This window comes from Streptomyces aquilus (assembly GCF_003955715.1).
Classification (GTDB): Bacteria; Actinomycetota; Actinomycetes; order Streptomycetales; family Streptomycetaceae; genus Streptomyces; species Streptomyces aquilus.
Window position 1 is genome coordinate 812,571 of sequence record NZ_CP034463.1, and the last position, 17,108, is coordinate 829,678.

Annotated in this window: 16 protein-coding genes; 5 read left to right on the plus strand and 11 right to left on the minus strand. The window is 73.1% G+C overall.

The window, feature by feature from the left end; genetic code table 11:
- Nucleotides 1-10 precede the first annotated feature (10 nt).
- Nucleotides 11-1,087, plus strand: coding sequence for a ComEC/Rec2 family competence protein (locus EJC51_RS03900; RefSeq protein WP_126269698.1), 1,077 nt, complete (start codon nt 11-13; stop codon nt 1,085-1,087).
- Nucleotides 1,084-2,322 (plus strand): patatin-like phospholipase family protein, encoded by a 1,239-nt coding sequence (locus EJC51_RS03905; RefSeq protein WP_126269699.1) that lies wholly within the window; start codon nt 1,084-1,086, stop codon nt 2,320-2,322. Before EJC51_RS03900 ends, EJC51_RS03905 begins: the two co-directional genes overlap by 4 nt.
- Here the strand turns inward: EJC51_RS03905 and EJC51_RS03910 are convergent.
- The 7 genes from EJC51_RS03910 to EJC51_RS03940 form a co-directional block, all read right to left on the minus strand.
- Nucleotides 2,303-2,845, minus strand: a complete 543-nt coding sequence (locus EJC51_RS03910) for a copper chaperone PCu(A)C (protein ID WP_126269700.1) — start codon at nt 2,843-2,845, stop codon at nt 2,303-2,305. The two genes, EJC51_RS03905 and EJC51_RS03910, sit on opposite strands and share 20 nt — an antisense overlap.
- The gene (locus EJC51_RS03915; protein ID WP_341870634.1) at nt 2,842-5,109 is read right to left on the minus strand and encodes a heavy metal translocating P-type ATPase; all 2,268 of its coding nucleotides are present in this window, start codon (nt 5,107-5,109) and stop codon (nt 2,842-2,844) included. Before EJC51_RS03915 ends, EJC51_RS03910 begins: the two co-directional genes overlap by 4 nt.
- On the minus strand, nt 5,106-5,351 hold the full coding sequence (locus EJC51_RS03920) for a hypothetical protein (protein WP_126269701.1): 246 nt from the start codon (nt 5,349-5,351) through the stop codon (nt 5,106-5,108). The genes EJC51_RS03915 and EJC51_RS03920 overlap by 4 nt, the downstream gene beginning before the upstream one ends.
- Before the next feature lie 108 nt (nt 5,352-5,459).
- The gene (locus EJC51_RS03925; RefSeq protein ID WP_126269702.1) at nt 5,460-6,188 is read right to left on the minus strand and encodes a YcnI family copper-binding membrane protein; all 729 of its coding nucleotides are present in this window, start codon (nt 6,186-6,188) and stop codon (nt 5,460-5,462) included.
- A 40-nt stretch (nt 6,189-6,228) separates the two neighbouring features.
- Nucleotides 6,229-6,795, minus strand: coding sequence for a hypothetical protein (locus tag EJC51_RS03930; RefSeq protein WP_341870635.1), 567 nt, complete (start codon nt 6,793-6,795; stop codon nt 6,229-6,231).
- Nucleotides 6,796-6,881: 86 nt separating this feature from the next.
- Nucleotides 6,882-7,838: an aminoglycoside phosphotransferase family protein gene (locus tag EJC51_RS03935; protein WP_425276837.1), complete on the minus strand. Its 957-nt coding sequence runs from the start codon at nt 7,836-7,838 to the stop codon at nt 6,882-6,884.
- 47 nt (nt 7,839-7,885) lie between these two features.
- The gene (locus EJC51_RS03940) at nt 7,886-8,764 is read right to left on the minus strand and encodes an NAD(P)-dependent oxidoreductase (RefSeq protein ID WP_126269704.1); all 879 of its coding nucleotides are present in this window, start codon (nt 8,762-8,764) and stop codon (nt 7,886-7,888) included.
- A 150-nt stretch (nt 8,765-8,914) separates the two neighbouring features.
- Between EJC51_RS03940 and EJC51_RS03945 the strand changes: the two genes are divergently transcribed.
- Both EJC51_RS03945 and EJC51_RS03950 read left to right on the plus strand, forming a co-directional pair.
- On the plus strand, nt 8,915-9,502 hold the full coding sequence (locus EJC51_RS03945; RefSeq protein WP_166682822.1) for a TetR/AcrR family transcriptional regulator: 588 nt from the start codon (nt 8,915-8,917) through the stop codon (nt 9,500-9,502).
- 27 nt (nt 9,503-9,529) lie between these two features.
- Nucleotides 9,530-10,636 (plus strand): hypothetical protein, encoded by a 1,107-nt coding sequence (locus tag EJC51_RS03950; protein ID WP_126269705.1) that lies wholly within the window; start codon nt 9,530-9,532, stop codon nt 10,634-10,636.
- Nucleotides 10,637-10,656: 20 nt separating this feature from the next.
- Here EJC51_RS03950 and EJC51_RS03955 read toward each other — a convergent pair whose 3' ends face one another.
- On the minus strand, nt 10,657-11,535 hold the full coding sequence (locus tag EJC51_RS03955) for a PfkB family carbohydrate kinase (protein ID WP_126269706.1): 879 nt from the start codon (nt 11,533-11,535) through the stop codon (nt 10,657-10,659).
- Between the two features lie 229 nt (nt 11,536-11,764).
- Between EJC51_RS03955 and EJC51_RS03960 the strand changes: the two genes are divergently transcribed.
- Nucleotides 11,765-13,144, plus strand: coding sequence for a DEAD/DEAH box helicase (locus EJC51_RS03960; protein ID WP_126269707.1), 1,380 nt, complete (start codon nt 11,765-11,767; stop codon nt 13,142-13,144).
- Nucleotides 13,145-13,192: 48 nt separating this feature from the next.
- Here EJC51_RS03960 and EJC51_RS03965 read toward each other — a convergent pair whose 3' ends face one another.
- The 3 genes from EJC51_RS03965 to EJC51_RS03975 form a co-directional block, all read right to left on the minus strand.
- Complete coding sequence (locus EJC51_RS03965; RefSeq protein WP_126269708.1) at nt 13,193-14,125, minus strand: amidohydrolase family protein; 933 nt, start codon at nt 14,123-14,125, stop codon at nt 13,193-13,195.
- Between the two features lie 68 nt (nt 14,126-14,193).
- The gene (locus tag EJC51_RS03970; protein WP_126269709.1) at nt 14,194-15,762 is read right to left on the minus strand and encodes an alpha/beta hydrolase; all 1,569 of its coding nucleotides are present in this window, start codon (nt 15,760-15,762) and stop codon (nt 14,194-14,196) included.
- Nucleotides 15,759-16,982 (minus strand): serine hydrolase domain-containing protein, encoded by a 1,224-nt coding sequence (locus EJC51_RS03975; protein ID WP_126269710.1) that lies wholly within the window; start codon nt 16,980-16,982, stop codon nt 15,759-15,761. Before EJC51_RS03975 ends, EJC51_RS03970 begins: the two co-directional genes overlap by 4 nt.
- Nucleotides 16,983-17,108 lie beyond the last annotated feature (126 nt).

Consider the following 17,108-nt stretch of genomic DNA (forward strand, 5'->3'; position numbering starts at 1 on the left):
GAAGGACGCCATGTTCACCTTCGACTTCCTCAACGCCCGGCACGGCGACTCCTTCCTGGTCCGGTGGGGGGCGAACGAGCGGGTCATGCTCGTCGACGGCGGGCCGAGCCAGGTCTACGAGACGTCCCTGCGCGACCGTCTGACACACCTGCCGCCGGACGGCGCGGGCGCCCCGCGCATCGACGTCGTCTGCCTCTCCCACGTCGACGACGACCACGCGGTCGGGCTGCTCAAGCTGCTCGGTCAGATCCAGCACGCCCGCGAGGACCAGGAACCCGATCCCTTCGCCGTGCAGCGGGTCTGGTTCAACTCCGTGGAGGAACTGGTCGACCGGGACGAGCCGGGGCTCAGCGCCTCCGCCCAGGAACTCGTCGACCGCGCTAGCACCGAGAGCAGCGCGGTGCGGGCCAGCTACAACCAGGGCCGGGCGCTGCGGGACGCGGCGGCCAAGCTGGGCCTTGCGGGCAACCGGCCCATCGACGGCCCCCTGATCACCGGCGAGGAGACGACCCTCGACCACCTGCACGTCACCGTGGTCGCCCCGGACGCGACCGCACTGGAGGAGCTGACGGAACGCTGGCTCAAGGCACGCGAGCTCCAGGACCCGGGTGTCATCACCTCGGCCTACTCCGACGGCTCCATACCCAACCTCTCCAGCATCGTCCTGCTGCTGACACACCAGGGCCGGACGGCCCTGCTCACCGGGGACGCCCGCGGCGACCGCATCCTCGACGGGCTGCGCGCCACCGGACTCCTGGACGACACGGGTCCGCTCCATGTGGACCTGCTGAAACTCCCCCACCACGGCAGCGACCGCAACGTGGAGAGCGACTTCTTCGAGCAGATCCACGCCGACCACTACGTGATCTCGGCCGACGGCGTGAAACACCATCACCCCAGCGAGGACACCCTGCGCATGCTGGTCGACTCCCGCGACCGCGACGACCCGTACACCATCCATCTGACGAACCGGATCGGCTTCGCCGACGACACCCTCGCGGAGCTGCACGCCCACCGGAGCTTCACGGTCAACGAGCGCTCGCCGGAGGACCCGGCCCTGGTCATAGAGATCGGTGATGAGCCATGACCCCGTCGCACGACCGGAAGGACCACCGCTGGGCCGTGGACTCACCCGCCCTCGGCACCGGCCTCCAGGCCCGGCCCTGCGGCGACACCCTGCGCCCCGCGGCACCCGCGCCCGCCGCCGGCCCGGTCGCCCTCGCCCTGTCCGGAGGCGGCTTCCGGGCCACGCTGTCCGCACTGGGCGTGATCCGGCTCCTCGCCGACGCGGGGATGCTGCGGGAGCTCAGATACGCCTCCTCGGTGTCCGGCGGCTCGATTGCCAACGGCCTGCTCGCCACCCAGTGGCCCGCCCTGCGCCAACAGGGCTTCACGACCACGGCCGTTGACGAACTCCTCGTCGAACCCACCCTCGACAGGATCACCTCGCACTCGCTCAAGAAGGCGCTCCTGCGAGGCCTGTGGCGCACCCTGGGCCCCTCGACCCGCACCGACCTGCTCGCCCGGCGCCTGGACGAGTGGTTCTTCCACGGCACCGGGCTCGCCGACCTGGACCCGCAGGTCCGCTGGATCCTCAATGCCGCCAACCTGACGACCGGCACCCGGTTCACCTTCGAACGGGACGTGTACGGCGACTACGCCATCGGTCTCGCGCCCACGCCCGGCACAGGGCTGAAGCTGTGCGTCGCGGTCGCCGCCTCCGCCGCGGTGCCGGGCGCCTTCCCGCCCCTGGTCCTCAAACGGACGAACTTCCCGTGCGGCACCGACGCACCCGCCCTGCTGGACGGCGGCGTCTACGACAACACCGGCACCGAGTCCGTCGACGGCGAGCGCTACCGCGACGTCTTCCTGCTCGTCCTCAACTCCGGCGGCCTGCTGCGCCCCGGCCCGTACCGCGGCATACCCGTCGTCCGCGACCTGGCGCGCGCCAACTCCCTGCTGTACCGGCAGAGCACGGCCCTGCGCACCCGGTTGATCGTCGAGCGGTTCGAGCGGGGTCACGCGGCGGGCCCCGACGGCATCCTGCCTCCCGGCACCCGCAGGGGCGTCCTGGTGGCCCTGGCCACCGACTTCGCCGAGCACGGCGCCGGACAGCTGGACAAGTGGCGGGCGGCCTTCCCCGAGCACCGCACCTACGACGGCCGTGACCTGGCCCTCGTCCCGACCGTCTTCGACCGGTTGCCGCAGCCCCTGTGCCGCGCCCTGGTGTACCGCGGCTGGTGGCTCGCCGGCGCGGGCCTGGCCGCCCACCACCCGCACCGCCTCCCGAACCTCACCGCGCTCACTCCCCCACCCCTGTGACCGCGCGGGAGCGGCTTCCCGGGCGGACCACCAGGGCGAGGGTCCTGACCGCCCCGCTGTGCTCGAAGTGGAGGGTGAAGGCGATGAGTTCGCCTTCCCGCCATCCCGCCTTCGGCCGCAGGGTGACAGCCACGTCCTGCGGCGACATGGACAGCGCGCCGCCCGCCCGGACGGCGACCGAGGTCACCGTCTGCCGGGAGGCGGCCGCCTTCCCGGTCATGACGTGGCGGCTGAGCTCCAGGTCTCCCCCGGTCTCGGCGGACGTCACCCGGAGCAGCCGGTCGTCCGCGTCGCCGGTGTTGGCGATGTCGAAGAAGGCCGCGGTCCGTGTCGTGTCGCCGTACGGCAGGAGGACCCGCCCGGGGGACACGGCGATCCGGGGCGGGTCGCCCGCCTTCCCCGCCGTGACCCAGGTCGTCAGTCCGCCGAGGGCGAGGCTGCACGCGGCGATGGGCGCGAGCGCGGAGTTCAGGGTGTCGGTGAGGCGGCGTCGGGTCGGTCGCCACGGGTTCGGTGCGGTCATCGGGTGCGGCTCCGGGCGGACGGGGAGGGGTGCGCGGGTGAGGGCTGCCAGGCGCGCAGCCGCAGGCTGTTGGCGACCACCAGGACCGAGCTGGCCGACATCGCCGCGGCGGCGAGCATGGGGTTCAGCAGACCGACCATGGCCAGCGGGACGGTGACGGCGTTGTAGCCGAACGCCCAGACGAGGTTGGCGCGGATCGTGCCGAGGGTGCGCCGGGCGAGCCGGACGGCGTCCGCGAGGGCCTCGATGTCGCCGCGTACGAGGGTGACGTCGGCGGCACCGATGGCCACGTCGGTGCCGGTGCCCATGGCGATGCCGAGGTCGGCGACCGCGAGGGCGGCGGCGTCGTTCACGCCGTCGCCGATGACGGCGACCCGGTGGCCCTCGCCCTGGAGACCGCGCACGAGGTCGGCCTTCTCCTCGGGGGTGCAGCGGGCGTACGCCTCGTCGATGCCGAGCGCCCGGGCGACGGCCCGGGCGGGGGCCTCGCGGTCGCCGGTGGCGAGCACGGGTCGTACGCCGAGACGCCGCAGCCGGTCCACGGCACGGTAGCTGCCGGGCCGTACGACGTCCCCGACCTCGACGACCGCCTGGGCGACGTCGTCCACGGTCACGAGGACCGGCGTGTGGGCGGCGCCTTCCGTGACGGCGAGCCCGGCGGGCAACTCCTCGTCGGGGGCCCGGACTTCGACGAGGTGCCCCTCGACCCGTCCGCACACCCCGCGGCCCGGGAGCGCCCTGAACTCACCCACTGCTGGGAGCCGCTCCCCCAGCTCCCGCCGGGCCTGTGCGGCGATCGCCCGTCCCACCGGATGCTCCGACCCCTGCTCCACCGCGCCCGCCAGCCGCAGTACGGCGTCGCGGCCGAGACCTCCGGGTACGGCCGTGACGCGGGCGACGGTCATATGGCCGGTGGTGAGGGTGCCGGTCTTGTCGAGGACCACGGCGTCCAGGCGCCGGAGGCCTTCCAGGGCCTGTGGACCGGTGACGAGGACGCCCAGTTGGGCCCCGCGCCCGGTGGCGGCCATCAACGCGGTCGGCGTCGCGAGGCCGAGCGCGCACGGACAGGCCACCACCAGGACGGCCACGCACGCGGTGATCGCCGCCTGGGGGTCGGCTCCGGCGCCGAGCCAGAAGCCGAGCGTGGTCACGGCCAGCGCCAGCACGACCGGTACGAAGACCCCGGCCACCGAGTCGGCGAGCCGCTGCGCCTTCGCCTTGCCCGCCTGCGCCTCGGTCACCAGCCTTGTGATCCGGGCGAGTTGGGTGTCAGCGCCGACCGCGGTGGCGCGTACGAGGAGCAGCCCGCCCGCGTTGACGGCCCCGCCGACGACGGCCGAGCCGGGCCCGACCTCCACGGGCTCGCTCTCCCCGGTGACCAGGGACAGGTCGACGGCCGAACTCCCCTCCGTCACCTCCCCGTCAGTGGCGACCCGCTCGCCGGGTCGCACGACGAAGACCTGCCCCACCCTCAACTCCTCGACGGAGACGAGCCGTTCGGCGCCACCCTCCCGTACGGCGACTTCCTTGGCGGCGAGTCGCGCGAGCGAGCGCAGCGCCGCCCCGGTCCCACGGCGGGCCCGCGTCTCCAGGAAGCGTCCGGCCAGCACGAACAGGGGTACGCCGACGGCCGCTTCGAGGTAGACGTGCACCACGCCGTCATCCGCGGCGGAGGGCACCAGGCTGAACGGCATCCGCATGCCGGGGTCGCCCGCACCGCCGAGGAACAGCGCGTACGCCGACCAGGAGAAGGAGGCGATGACCCCCAGCGAGACGAGGGTGTCCATGGTGGCCGCCGAGTGCCGCAACCCCCGTGCCGCCCGCGTGTGGAACGGCCAGGCACCCCACACGGCGACGGGCGCGGCGAGGACGAAGCACAGCCACTGCCAGTTGCGGAACTGCAGATCCGGCACCATCGACAGCACGAGCACCGGCGCCGCGAGCAGCGCGGTGGTCAGCAGCCGTTGACGCTCCTCGCGGAACGCGTCGGCCTCGCGCAGCTGCCCCTTCGGTGGCTCGGGGTGCGGTGGCTCGGGGAGCGCGGCCGTGTAGCCGGCTTTCTCGACGGTCTCGACGAGTTCCCGTGGGCTGATCCACGCCGGATGGCTGACGCGGGCGCGGCCGGTGGCGAGGTTGACGGTCGCCGTGACGCCGTCCAGCCTGCCGAGCTTCTTCTCCACGCGTTTCACGCAGGCCGCGCAGGTCATGCCGCCGACGGTGAGGTCGGTGGTGACGAGGGCGGTCACGGAATCCGTGCCCGTCACCGGTCGCCCCCGTGTGGACCGCCGTCCATGTCCATGTCGTCCAGGTCCGAGCCGCCCGCGCCTGCGCGACCCGTGCCGGTGCCGTGCATGCCGGGCGCCACCGGGCCCGAGGCCGCGCCGACGGCGTACGACACGGTGAACATCAGCGCCAGCAGCAGGAGGAAGCCGCAGAGCGCGGGCGGCGGCACGCATCTCCGCAGCACCGCGCCCACGCCGGAGGAGGAATGCCGGAACTCGTCCATCAACCGCGACTCCAGATCACATCGCACGGCGCCGGTCGGATCGGGCCGCACCGGTTCAGGAGTCGGGTCGACGGGGCGTCAAGTTCCGCAGTCCCCGTGTGATTCACCTCACTGGCGCTGCGATGGAGCGCGCCGCACGGCGAACACCGCCGCCGCCAGTCCGAGCACGCCCACGACGAGCCCGGCGATGCCGAGTCCGCGGGCGGTCGAGTCGCTGTTCGACGCCGTGGACTCCGTGCTCGCGGGGCTCTTGGCGCCTGCCGCCGTACCGGAGGTCTCGGTGCCCTCGGCGCCTTCGGCGCCTTCGGCGGTGAGCTTGAGGGCCGGTGCCGGGTTCTCCGGTTCCTCGTCGCCCTGCGTGGCCTTCTCGATCCAGCGGACGGTCTTGCCGTCGGAGTACGTCTGTAGCGTCTTGAAGGTCAACTGGCCGGTGTCGTCGGGCAGTTGACCGAAGGCCACGTCGAAGTCCTCGTACTGCCCGGCCGTGATCTTCCCCCCCGTCCAGGTGATCTCGGAGACGGCGTCGGTGATCGTCCCGTCGTCGGTCTTCACCGGCGTCTTGAGCTTGGTGGTGGTGACCTTGGCGGTCCAGCCGTCGTGCGGGGAGACGAGGACGCCGAGGACGGGGTGGTCGGTGGGCAGGAAGACCTGCACCTCCGTGGTGCTCGCGGTGTCCTCCTCGTTGGGGACACGGAACGTCAGGACGCCGTCCGTGGCGCCCTTGGCGTAGCTCTCGGGGTGGACGGTGACGTGCGCGGAGGCGACGCCCGCGGCGGCCAGGACGCCCACGGCGGCAAGGGTGGTGACGGCGCCGACGCGGCGCAGGGTGGTGGACATGGCTGAGTGAATCTCCGTACTGCGGAAGGGATGTCGGGGTTCAGACGGCGTACGGCATCCCGGTCGGCGGCCCGCGTCGACGTACGGCGTACCGCAACCGCGCGCCCCTCAGCGACCGGGACGCCACCCGGGTCCGCGGTCCGGGCAGCGGCCTGTCCGGCACTCCCCCGTCCGCCCGCCACCACGCGACGAGCCCCGGCACGAACGCGACGGCCCAGCGCAGCAGCGACCACAGCGCGGCCTCGCCCCGCCGCAGCCACCAGGTGAGGGTGAGCGCCGCTCCGACGTGGACGGCGGTGGCGTGCGGGGTCAGGGCGTGGGAGTGGGCGGTCATCCGCATGCCGTGCAGGGCCATCGCGGTGTGCTGCGGACGGACGGAGTGGAAGGCGACGTGCAGGGCGCCCTGGGCGGTGAGCGTCACCGTGCCGATGCCGGTCAGCGAGCGTTCCCGGCCGCCGAGCAGACAGCCGACCGCGAAGACGGGAACGGCCGCGGCGATCTGGACCCACACCGGCGGTGCCTCACCCGTGGCCAGCGCATGCCCTCCGGTGGCGAGCAGCACGCACAGCACGGCGAACACCGCCGCGCGCACACTCCGGACCGCCACCGACCCTCTCATCGCACCCGATGCTGTCATGCCGCCGGTAGGCCGCTCCCTCCGCCCGGGAATACGGCCGCAAGCATCCCCGGCGATCACGACTTGGGCAGCGACCGGGCGATCGTGACGGAGGACGAGGCGAGGGCGGTCCGACCGTCCTCGATGTCCCAGAGCGAGTTCTGCAGCAGTCGCCCGAGTGTCCAGCCGGTCGCGCGTGCCCGGTCCAGACAGAGGACCTCGGTGAGAAGGTCGAAGCGGCGCCGCACCACGCGCGGGGCGTCGCCCTTGGCCACGACGTCGTCCCAGCCGCTGTCCAGAGCGGGCCAGAGGTCGAAGCCGGGGTCCCCGGCGAGCGGCTCGGGGTCGATGGCGAGCCAGGGTTCACGCTGCGCGGCCAGCACGTTGCCGTAGTGCAGATCCCAGTGCAGCAGCCGGTCCCCGGGTTCTGCGACCAACTCGGCCACCGCCGCCGCCCAGCCGCGCAGGAGCTGCCGTTGCGCGGGGTCGGCCAGCGCCGTGACCGCCTGGGGAACCTGCTCCAGCATCTCGGTGGCGATGTCCCCGAGGCCGCGCAGTCCGGGTGGGGCGGGGACGCTCACCAGCCGGGCCTGCACGTCGGCGAGGATGCCGATCGCCACGTCGTCGTCCTCGACCGAGGTCAGAGTGCGGGTGGCGTCCAGCCGCTCCAGCACCATGCCGCCGCTGTCGGGATCGTGGCCGAGGAGCCGCACCGTCCCCACGCCGTTCCAGGTGCGCAGCCCGATGAGCGCGGCGGTGGTCTCCTCCCTGGGCAGGTGCAGCTTGAGCACCGCGCGCGTGCCGTCCCTGCGCAGCACCGGCAGCACCAGGGAGGCTTCTCCGGCTGCCACCGCGCCGTCCCGCCGCAGCTCCCAGCGCTCCAGGAGTTCCGCGGCCAGGGCGGGCAGTCCGGCGATCCAGGCCCGTCCTTCCGCACCGAAGGCTCTGTCGTACGAAGCCACCAAGGACGTCGGGATCTCGACCGCTTCCAATGGACTCAAGTAGTGGGCCCTTCGGCGTGGATGGTGTGACATGCCCCGGTCGTCGTCCACGAAACAAACGGTACCCGGGGACGCGGACGCTACCGCTCGCCGTCGGTCCGGGCCCGCAGCGCGTGCAGTACGGCCACCATGTCCTCGGCGCCATGCCCCTGCGCCACGGTCTCGTCGTAGAGGGCGTGGCAGACGTCGAGGAGCGGGGAAGCCAGGTCGGCCTTGCGGGCGGCCTGCGCGATGAGCCGGTTGTTCTTGAGGACGTCCGCGGCGCCGGCCTGCACACCGAAGTCACCGGCCACCAGCTTGGCCGCCTTCACCCGGGAGACGGCACTGGCCATCGGGCCGGCGTCCAGCACGTCCCGCAGCAGCCGCCGATCGAGCCCGTGCCGGTCGGCGAAGTGGAACGCCTCGGCGAGGCCGGTGACCAGGGTGATCAGGAAGAGGTTCACCGAGAACTTCATCAGCAGCGCCCCGGGTACGGGACCGCAGCCGAACGTCTCCCGGCACAGGGGCGCGAGCAGCGGACGTACGGCCTCCACTGTCTCCTCGTCCCCGGCCAGCATGCCGACCAACTCGCCCTGTTCCGCGGGCACTCGGGAGCCGGAGACCGGGGCCTCGACGTATCGTCCGCCCGCGCCGCGGACGGCGTCCTCCAGGCCGGCCGAGTACTCGGGCGAGGTGGTGCCCATGTGGACGAGGGTGCGGTCGGCGACGCGGGGGGCGAAGGCCGCGGTGCCGCGGCCGAGGACCTCGTCCATGGCGTGCTCGTCGGCCAGCATGAGGATCACGGTCCGTGCCCGGGCGAAGAGCTCGTCCGGGCTTGCCGCGACCTCCGCTCCGGCGGCACGCACGGGATCGCAGCGGTCCGGGGTGCGGTTCCAGACGACGAGGGGGGTGCCGGCGCGGGCGAGGTTGAGCGCCATGGGCTGCCCCATGACCCCGAGGCCGACGAAACCGACGTACACGAGGCACCACCACCCAGGTCGGCGAGGGACTGCCCAGGACGGCGGGCATGCCCATTATGACAGCGGTCATAATAGCCGTGGCAACCGACTTCTATGACCGCCGTCATAGGATGGCGTGCGGCGTGAGGCTCGACGACCCAGGAGGCCGGGATGTCCGAACGAGGACCGCGTGAGCGGATGGTCTTCAGCGCGGCCCAGCTCATCCGGCGCGACGGAGTCGCCTCCACCGGCATGCGCGAGGTCGCCGCCCACGCCGAGGCGCCGCGCGGCTCGTTGCAGCACTACTTCCCCGGCGGCAAGGAACAGTTGGTCAACGAGGCGGTGGCCTGGGCGGGCAGCTACGCGGGCAACCGTGTCGCCCGTTTCCTGGCCGCGCTTCCCGAGCCGACACCCGGCGGGCTGTTCGCCGCAATGGTGCGCCAATGGACCGACGAGTACGAACGCGTCGGCTTCGCGGGCGGCTGCCCCGTGGCCGCCGCCACGGTGGACTGCGCGGAGTCCACCACGTCCACACGCGAGGCGGCAGCGGCGGCGTTCGCCGCCTGGACCGGCCCGGTGGCCCGGGCCCTGGCCGACCTGGGCGTACCCGAGGAGCGGACCACCGACCTGGCCACGCTCATGATCAGCACCCTGGAAGGAGCGCTCCTCATCGCCCGCGCCGAACAGGACGTACGGGCCTTGACGACCGCGGCCCGGGAACTGGCCCCGCTGCTCGACGCCGCCGCGCGCACACGATGAACTCTGTTTCCCCGCTGGAGGTCGCCCTTGTTCGTTTTCGTCTGTGCACGGTGTGACGCCGCGCTGACCGCTCCCTTGTCGCAGGTCGCCCTCCCGCTCCATGCCCGGCAGACGTACGGGAACGGGGCCCAGCTCCCGGTCCTCATGGAGGCGGGGACGTTCGCCGTGGACCCGGAGCCCTGGGGAGGGCCGTGGCGCGGGTGGGACGAGGTCGATCCGGGTGAGGCGGAAGCGCGCGGCATCTACGCGCCGGTCCCCAGAGTGTCCGACGGGACGCCCGGGGCGGTCGTCATCGCGCCCGGCGACATCCGCGGCACCCGGCTCATCCCTGAGAAGCGCGGCGGTTCCTGTTGTGGTCTCGACGGGGCCGACGGGCCCAACACGGCCTGCGCGACGTGCGATCTGCCCGTGGCGACGAGAGTCGACGACTGCTCCCTCTGGCAGACGACGCGGCTCGGTTCGGACGCGGTACGCCAGGTGCTCGTCGGCGGTGCCGACGCGGAGCCGTTGTCCTGGACCGAGTTGGTCCAGAGCGCGGAGGGCATGTCTCCGTTCGAGCCGGTGGCCACCTGGGGCGGGCGGTCCGGATCGGGGCACTACTGGTCGTGGAGTCCACGCTGGGAGGCGGCGGCCGGCCATGCGCTCGCCCACCTGCTGGTGGCTTCCGAAGGGCATCCGGTTCAGGTTCCCGAAGGGCTGACCGCGGACGTCTTCCAACGCGCGCTCGACACCCTGCTGCCCGCAGGCCCACCACGTCGACACGCCGTCCTGGCCGGCCCCGGACGACCAGCCCCCGGCACCGGCGTCGACATCCTCCTCGTACCGATCCACCCCCAGACGGGCCAGATCTGGACCCCCACGGGCCCGGCGGCATCGGCACACCTGGTGCCGCTCCCGCTGGGTGTGTGGTGGTGGCTGGTCTCTCCTCGGACGTACCTGCCGGTCCCCGCCTCGGGCGGCATCCCGCGGGACGTCCTCCGCGACCACCCGGTCCCGCCCCGCCCCGACCGCCTGTTCCGGGCCGACCGGGGAACGTTCCTGAACACCTTGGTCCGGCTGCCCGCTGTGCGCAGGCCGTGGATGAGGGGCGTTCTCGAGAACGCCATGCGCGCCGGACGGGCCGACATCTTCTGACGGGCCCCGGGCCGACCCGGCTACTTCATCCAGTCCCGCGTGCCGAACGACGTGCACGCCCGTGACGCCCACTCCGTCGCCGCCCGCAGCGCCCCGGCGAATGCCGGCTCGGTCAACTCGGTCTGTAGGGACAATCGGTGAGCGAGCGTGCCGTGCAGTACGTCGCCCGCGCCGAGCGTGTCCACCACCCGTACGGCCGGGACGTCCACCGTGCCGCCGCCGTGCGGCCCCTCCCACACGAGGGGCCGCCCGCCCCGGCTCACCGCTCTCCACGGGACGTGATGGTCGCGCAGGAACCGCAGGACCTCCTCGGGACCCGTGGTGCCGGGTGGGCGGAAGGAGTCGGCGCAGACGGCCACGTCGATGGAGGGCAGCAGTTGTTCCGTTCCCGCCTTCCAGCTGCCGCCGTCGAGGACGGTCCGGCATCCGGCGTCCCGTGCGGCGCGTGCGACGGCCAGCGCGAGGTCCATGTGATGTCCGTCGAACTCGACGACGTCGTAGCCCGCCACCAGAGCGGTCAGGTCGGCGGGCAGCGCGATCCGGCGTCCCACCGCGTTGGTCGACGCCACGGCCCGGTCACCGCTGGACGCGGTCACCAGGATCGAGGACACGGAGGGTGGCTCGGTCGAGTCGGCCGACAGGTCCCGCACCGTCACGCCGAGCCCTTCCAGGTCCGCCGCGGCCGCGACGCCCAGCGGATGGGAGCCGATCGACGTGAGCAGCGTGGCGGCGCCGCCGAGGTGGGCGAATGCCGCGGCCGCGTTGGCGGCCGGACCGCCCGCGGCCACCGTCTGCCGACGGGCCGTCACCTTCTCGTCCGGGCCCGGCAGGTGGTCGACGAGTTGGACGACGTCGAACGTGCACAGGCCGACGAACAGTCCCTCAGGGCGTTGTGACACGTCAGTCGACCGTCCCGATGTGTGCGGTGGCGCAGTGGCACGGGCACCTTACCCAGCAACCCGGCACCTGATCGCGTGGGCAGCCACCTCCTGATCATCTGGCGGCGAGCAGCGGGGCGTGCGCGTGTCCGCTGATAAAATGTCCGCACGCTTCGACTTCGCCGGGGCCCGTACCGAGGGGTACGGGCCCCGGGCCGTTCCGGGGCGCCTGATCAGGAAGGTTCTCCCGATGAACGCGAAGCCGTCGAACCCCGGACACTCCGATGCCGGTGCGCCTCAGCCGGTCTCCCCCGGCCTGCCTCCGGCCGTGTCCTTCGACGCGCTCGGGCTGCCGTCGGAGCTGGTGACGGCGATGACGGCGCTCGGGGTGACCGAGCCGTTCCCGATCCAGGCCGCCACCCTTCCCAACGCGCTGGCCGGCCGCGACGTCCTGGGCCGTGCGCGGACCGGCTCCGGCAAGACGCTGGCCTTCGGGCTGGCGCTCCTCGTCCGGACCGCGGGTCTGCGGGCGGACTCCAAGCGGCCGCTCGCGCTGGTGCTGGTGCCGACCCGGGAACTCGCGCAGCAGGTGAGCGACGCGCTCACCCCGTACGCGCAGACGCTGAAGGTGCGGCTGGCGACGGTGGTCGGCGGGCTGTCGATCAACCGGCAGCAGGCGGCGCTGCGGGCCGGCGTCGAGGTGCTCATCGCGACGCCGGGCCGGCTGACCGACCTCGTGGAGCGCCGGGACTGCCACCTCGACCAGGTGCGGATCACGGTGCTGGACGAGGCGGACCAGATGTGCGACCTGGGTTTCCTGCCGCAGGTGACACAGACCCTGGACCAGGTGCGCCCGGACGGTCAGCGGCTGCTGTTCTCCGCCACGCTGGACAAGAACGTGGACCAATTGGTGCAGGGCTATCTGCACGACCCGGTACTCGCGTCGGTCGACCCGGCGGCGGGCTCGGTCACCACGATGGAACACCACGTGCTGAACATCCACGCCGCCGACAAGTACGCGACCGCGACCGAGATCGCCGCGCGCGACGGGCGGGTCCTGATGTTCCTCGACACCAAGGCCGGCGTGGACCAGTTCACCCGCCATCTGCGGGCCAGTGGCATCCGGGCCGGTGCCCTGCACAGCGGGAAGTCGCAACCGCAGCGCACGCACACCCTGGGCCAGTTCAAGGACGGTGAGATCACCGTGCTGGTGGCCACCAACGTCGCCGCCCGGGGCATTCACATCGACACGCTCGACCTCGTCGTCAACGTCGACCCGCCGGCCGACGCCAAGGACTACCTGCACCGCGGTGGACGTACGGCACGCGCCGGGGAGTCCGGGACCGTGGTCACCCTGGTCACGCCCAACCAGCGGCGCGACGTGAACCGGATGATGTCCGAGGCCGGGATCCGCCCCACCGTCACCCAGGTGCGTTCCGGCGAGGCGCAGCTGACCGCCATCACCGGCGCGCGGCGCCCGCCGGCCGGGACGAAGACGTCCGGCGGCAACGCCCCCTTCCGCGGCCTCGGCTCCCGCACCGGCCGCCCCGCGAAGGAGTCCCGCAAGACGACCGAGGCCCGCAAGATCGCGGAGGCCCGCGCGGCCGCCCGAGTGCGCAAGGGGCGCTGAAGGCGGAGTCCGGCGGCAAGCGGGGAGAGGCTGCCGAGAGGCTGATCCTCACACCCCGAACAACGCCGCCGCGTTGTCGTGGCACACACCGCGCAGCCACTCCGCTCCGAGGCCCAGCCGCTCCAGGGCGTGCAGCTGATGGACGTACGGGTAGGGGATGTTGGGGAAGTCGGAGCCCAGCAGGACGCGGTCGCCGAGCCCGGCGAGCCGGGGCAGGGCACCGCGCGGGAACGGCATGAAGGCCTCGGTGAAGTCGGTGAACGCCATGGTGGTGTCCAGCCGCACCTCCGGATACCGCTCGGCGAGGCTCAGGAAGTCCTCGTGCTCGGGCATCCCCATGTGCGCCACGATCAGCCGCAGCCCCGGGTGGCGCGCCAGCACCCGTGCGATCGGCTCGGGGCCGGTGTGCTTGCCCGGCGCGGGCCCGGAGCCGCAGTGGATCACCACCGGGATCCGGGCCTCGGCCAGCACGCCCCACGCGGGCCGGAGCAGCTCGTCGGCCGGGTCGTACGCCCCTACCTGCACATGCGCCTTGAACACGCGCGCGCCCGCTTCGACCGCCTCGCGGACGTAGGCCTCGACGCCCGGCTCGGGATACAGGGTGGCGGTGTGCAGGCACTCCGGGGTGCGGTGGGCGAAGTCGGCCGCCCAGCCGTTCAGCCACCGGGCCATGCCGGGCTTGTGCGGGTAGAGCATCGAGGTGAACGCCCGCACGCCGAACCGGCGCAGCACATCCGCCCGTTCCGCCTCCTGCCGCCGGTAGGTGATCGGCCACTCCAGGCCGCCGGTCAGGTCCCCCTGGGCGTCGAAGTACGCCCAGACCTTGTCGAGGACGCGTTCGGGCATGAAGTGCGTGTGGACGTCGACCAGTCCCGGAAGGCCGAGCCCCTCCCAGAAACGGCGGACCTCGGCGGCTTCCGCCTCCCAGGACGCGTCACCGGCGGTTCGCGGACGGTCGGGGGCCGGACGGTGATCGTTCACGTCTCCCACGATCGGCCCTGGCGCGGGGCGGGTCCAGCCGTTTGACGCCGGGTCGTGTGAGTGATCCGTCACGGCACCCGCGCGGCGCAGGTGATGTCCGTGGCCGGAAGGCGGCCGGTGGCGAGGTAGGCGTTGACCGTGTCGTCGACGCACGGGGTGCCGTAGACGCCGTAGACCGCGTGCTGGTCGGCGCCTCGCAGGGTGACCAGGCGGGAGGAGGGCCATGCCCGGCGTACCGCGGCGGCGCCCTCGTAGGTGCTGCGCGGGTCTCCGGTGGCGTTGACGAGGAGGGCGGGGAGGTCGTCCCTGACGGTGGTCGGGCGCTCGCGGGGCGGGTCCCAGAAGGCGCAGGGGTTCAGGTTGTTCGTGACGGGGGCCAGCAGCGGGTCCCGCGCGCGGGCCTTCTGGATGTCACGCCAGTAGACCTCCGGGTCCCGCGGTGCGGCGACGTCCCCGCACAGGATCGCCGTCTGGACGCTGCCGTAGGGGGAGTCGTTCCCGGTGAGCAGGAACGCGAGGGCGTCGGCCAGCCACGGGGACGCGGTGACCCGGTGTCCGTCCGCCGCGCGCGACAGGTCGCGCATCGCCTGGGCGAAGTCGCCGTAGGCGGAGTCGTTGTCCTGCGAGAGGCCGTTGAAGACGATGAGGGGGACGACGTGCTCGTCCACCCGGTGGTCCCCGATACGGAGAGGGGTGCGGGCCGCTGCCGCCTGGACGCGGTCCACGGCCGCCAGCACCGCCCCACGACTGCGGCCCAGGCCGTACGTCGCGTCCCGGGCGGCGGCCCACGAGGCCCAGCCCTTCAGTGCGTGCCGGTTGGCCTGCTCGGTGCCCCGCAGCAGCCGGGGGCTGTACCGGTCCGGGTCGATGACACCGTCCAGGACGACCCGGTCGACGCGGGTGGGGAACATCGTCGTGTACACCTCGCCCAGGTAACTGCCGTAGGAGTAGCCCAGGTAGGAGATCCGCCGCTCACCGAGCGCGGCACGGATGACGTCCATGTCGCGGGCGGTGTTGCGGGTGGTGGCGTACGGCAGCACGTCCGCCGCGTGTTGGCGGCAGCGCTGGGCGAGGTCCGCGGAGAAGGCCGTCATGCGGTCGAAGCCGGCGCGGTCGAAGCCGGGGCTGCGGAAGGCGGAGCCGGTCGGCCAGTGGCAGTCCAGCGGGGTGCTGCGGCCGACGAAGCGGGGGTCCACGCCCACCACGTCGTAGCGTGCGCCGACGTCCTTCATCGCCTGGCGCACCCACGGCGGGTCGCCGAGGGTCTGCCCGCCGGGGCCGCCGCCGTTGAGGAGCAGCGGGCCGACGCGGTGGGCGGTGTCGGTGGCGCGGATCCGGGAGATCGCGACGGTGATCGTCCGGCCGTCGGGGGCTGTGTAGTCCAACGGCACGGTCACGTCGGCGCATTGGGCGCCCGCCTGCTCCAACTCCTTGCCGGTCGTGTCGTCCTGACCGCGCACACAGCTCTTCCAGTCGAGGTGCTGGTGGTGATAGCGGGCGAGGGGGTCGGAGGCCGCCTGGGCCGGGAGGGCGGTGGCGGGCAGCGCGCTGACGGCGAGAGCGGTGGCGGCCAGGCCGAGGGCGGCCTTTCTCGTCGTACGCGAAGCGCCCTGCGGCGAGCGGACTGAGCGGATCACTTGGGGGTCCCTTCTGTTCGTGCTGTTCCTTCGGCAGGCCGCTCTTCGCAGAAGGCGGTCTGCACCGTGGCCAGGAAGTCCTCTTCGGCTTGCAGGGTGTCGGGCACCTTGTTGAGCGCGACGGCCACGCTCCGCCCGCCGGGGCCGACGGCGGTCAGCGCCCGGTGGCCACCCGGCACGGTCCCCGCGTGGCCCCACCACTCCCCGCCGCAGCGCAGCGGGGAGGCGATCAGGCCGAGCCCGTAGCGGGCGCCGGGCCACAGCCGGTCCGGGTCGGCGGCCACCGTCCGCCGCATCTCGGCGAGTTGGCCCGCGGGCAGCAGCCGGCCGCCGAACAGCGCGGTGATGAACCGGGTCAGGTCGGCGGGGGTGGAGACCAGGGCGCCGCCGACGCCCCCGAAGGTCATGTTCCAGTCGGTGCCGTCGACGAGGCCGCCACCCTCGGTGCTGACGTAGCTGCGCGAGTGCGGTCCGTGGATGCGGGTGTCGTCGCCGGGCCAGTACGTGTCGCGCAGCCCGAGAGGCCGGATCACGCGCCGGGTGATCTCCTCCTCCGGGGAGCGGCCGGTGACCTTGCCGATGATCAGGCCCGCGAGAAGGTAGTTGGTGGTCGCGTAGTGCCAGGGGTTTGTCGGTCCTGGCAGGTCGAGGGCGCGGGCGACGAGTTCGCGCGGCTCGAAGTGCCGGTGGCGCAGGCGTTCGGGGTGTTCCCATTCGGGGGCGTCGAGGTAGTCGGGCAACCCGCTGGTGTGGCGCAGCAGTTGGCGTACGGTGATGTGTCGGCCGTCGTAGCCGCCCCGCCGGATCAGCCCGGGCAGGTAGTGGTCGACGGGAGCGTCGAGCGCGATCCGTCGCTCGGCGGCGAGTTGGAGCACGACGGTCGCGGTGAACGTCTTGGTGACGCTGCCGACGCGCAAGCGGTCGGTGGCGTTCATGGCGCGGCCCGTGCGCAGGTCCGCCGTCCCCGCGGTCTCGGCCCAACTCCCGCAGGGCGCCCCCGCGGTGGGGTCGGTCACGAGGACCGCGGCGCCGGTGATCCGGTCGCGATCGGTGAGCGTGCGCAGCGCCTGGCGCAGTTCGCCGTGGGGTCCGCACACGGCGTCGTGCCCCGTGGGGAGTTGGCGCGCGGCGGCGGGTGCCGCCGGTACGACCATGGCCGCCAACAGAGCCGCCACGCCTGCGCGTCTGCCCAGCGTCGAAGTGGTGCGGAAGGATGCCATGCGCCACCACGCTAGGCAGGCGCCGAGGCCGGGTCACTCGGGCTGACCGCCGGATCACGGGTGGGGGCAGCCCCAGCGGGCGGCGGGGGCCTTCCCCCCTTGTAGTGCGTCGGCACCAGGCGACCC

Bases quoted from the DNA above. Each gene is read 5' to 3' on its own strand.
- EJC51_RS03975 (WP_126269710.1), bottom strand. From the start codon at position 16,982: ATGGCATCCTTCCGCACCACTTCGACGCTGGGCAGACGCGCAGGCGTG.
- EJC51_RS03925 (WP_126269702.1), bottom strand. From the start codon at position 6,188: ATGTCCACCACCCTGCGCCGCGTCGGCGCCGTCACCACCCTTGCCGCC.
- EJC51_RS03920 (WP_126269701.1), bottom strand. From the start codon at position 5,351: ATGGACGAGTTCCGGCATTCCTCCTCCGGCGTGGGCGCGGTGCTGCGG.
- EJC51_RS03910 (WP_126269700.1), bottom strand. From the start codon at position 2,845: ATGACCGCACCGAACCCGTGGCGACCGACCCGACGCCGCCTCACCGAC.
- EJC51_RS03935 (WP_425276837.1), bottom strand. From the start codon at position 7,838: ATGTCACACCATCCACGCCGAAGGGCCCACTACTTGAGTCCATTGGAA.
- EJC51_RS03945 (WP_166682822.1), top strand. From the start codon at position 8,915: ATGTCCGAACGAGGACCGCGTGAGCGGATGGTCTTCAGCGCGGCCCAG.
- EJC51_RS03960 (WP_126269707.1), top strand. From the start codon at position 11,765: ATGAACGCGAAGCCGTCGAACCCCGGACACTCCGATGCCGGTGCGCCT.
- EJC51_RS03900 (WP_126269698.1), top strand. From the start codon at position 11: ATGTTCACCTTCGACTTCCTCAACGCCCGGCACGGCGACTCCTTCCTG.
- EJC51_RS03905 (WP_126269699.1), top strand. From the start codon at position 1,084: ATGACCCCGTCGCACGACCGGAAGGACCACCGCTGGGCCGTGGACTCA.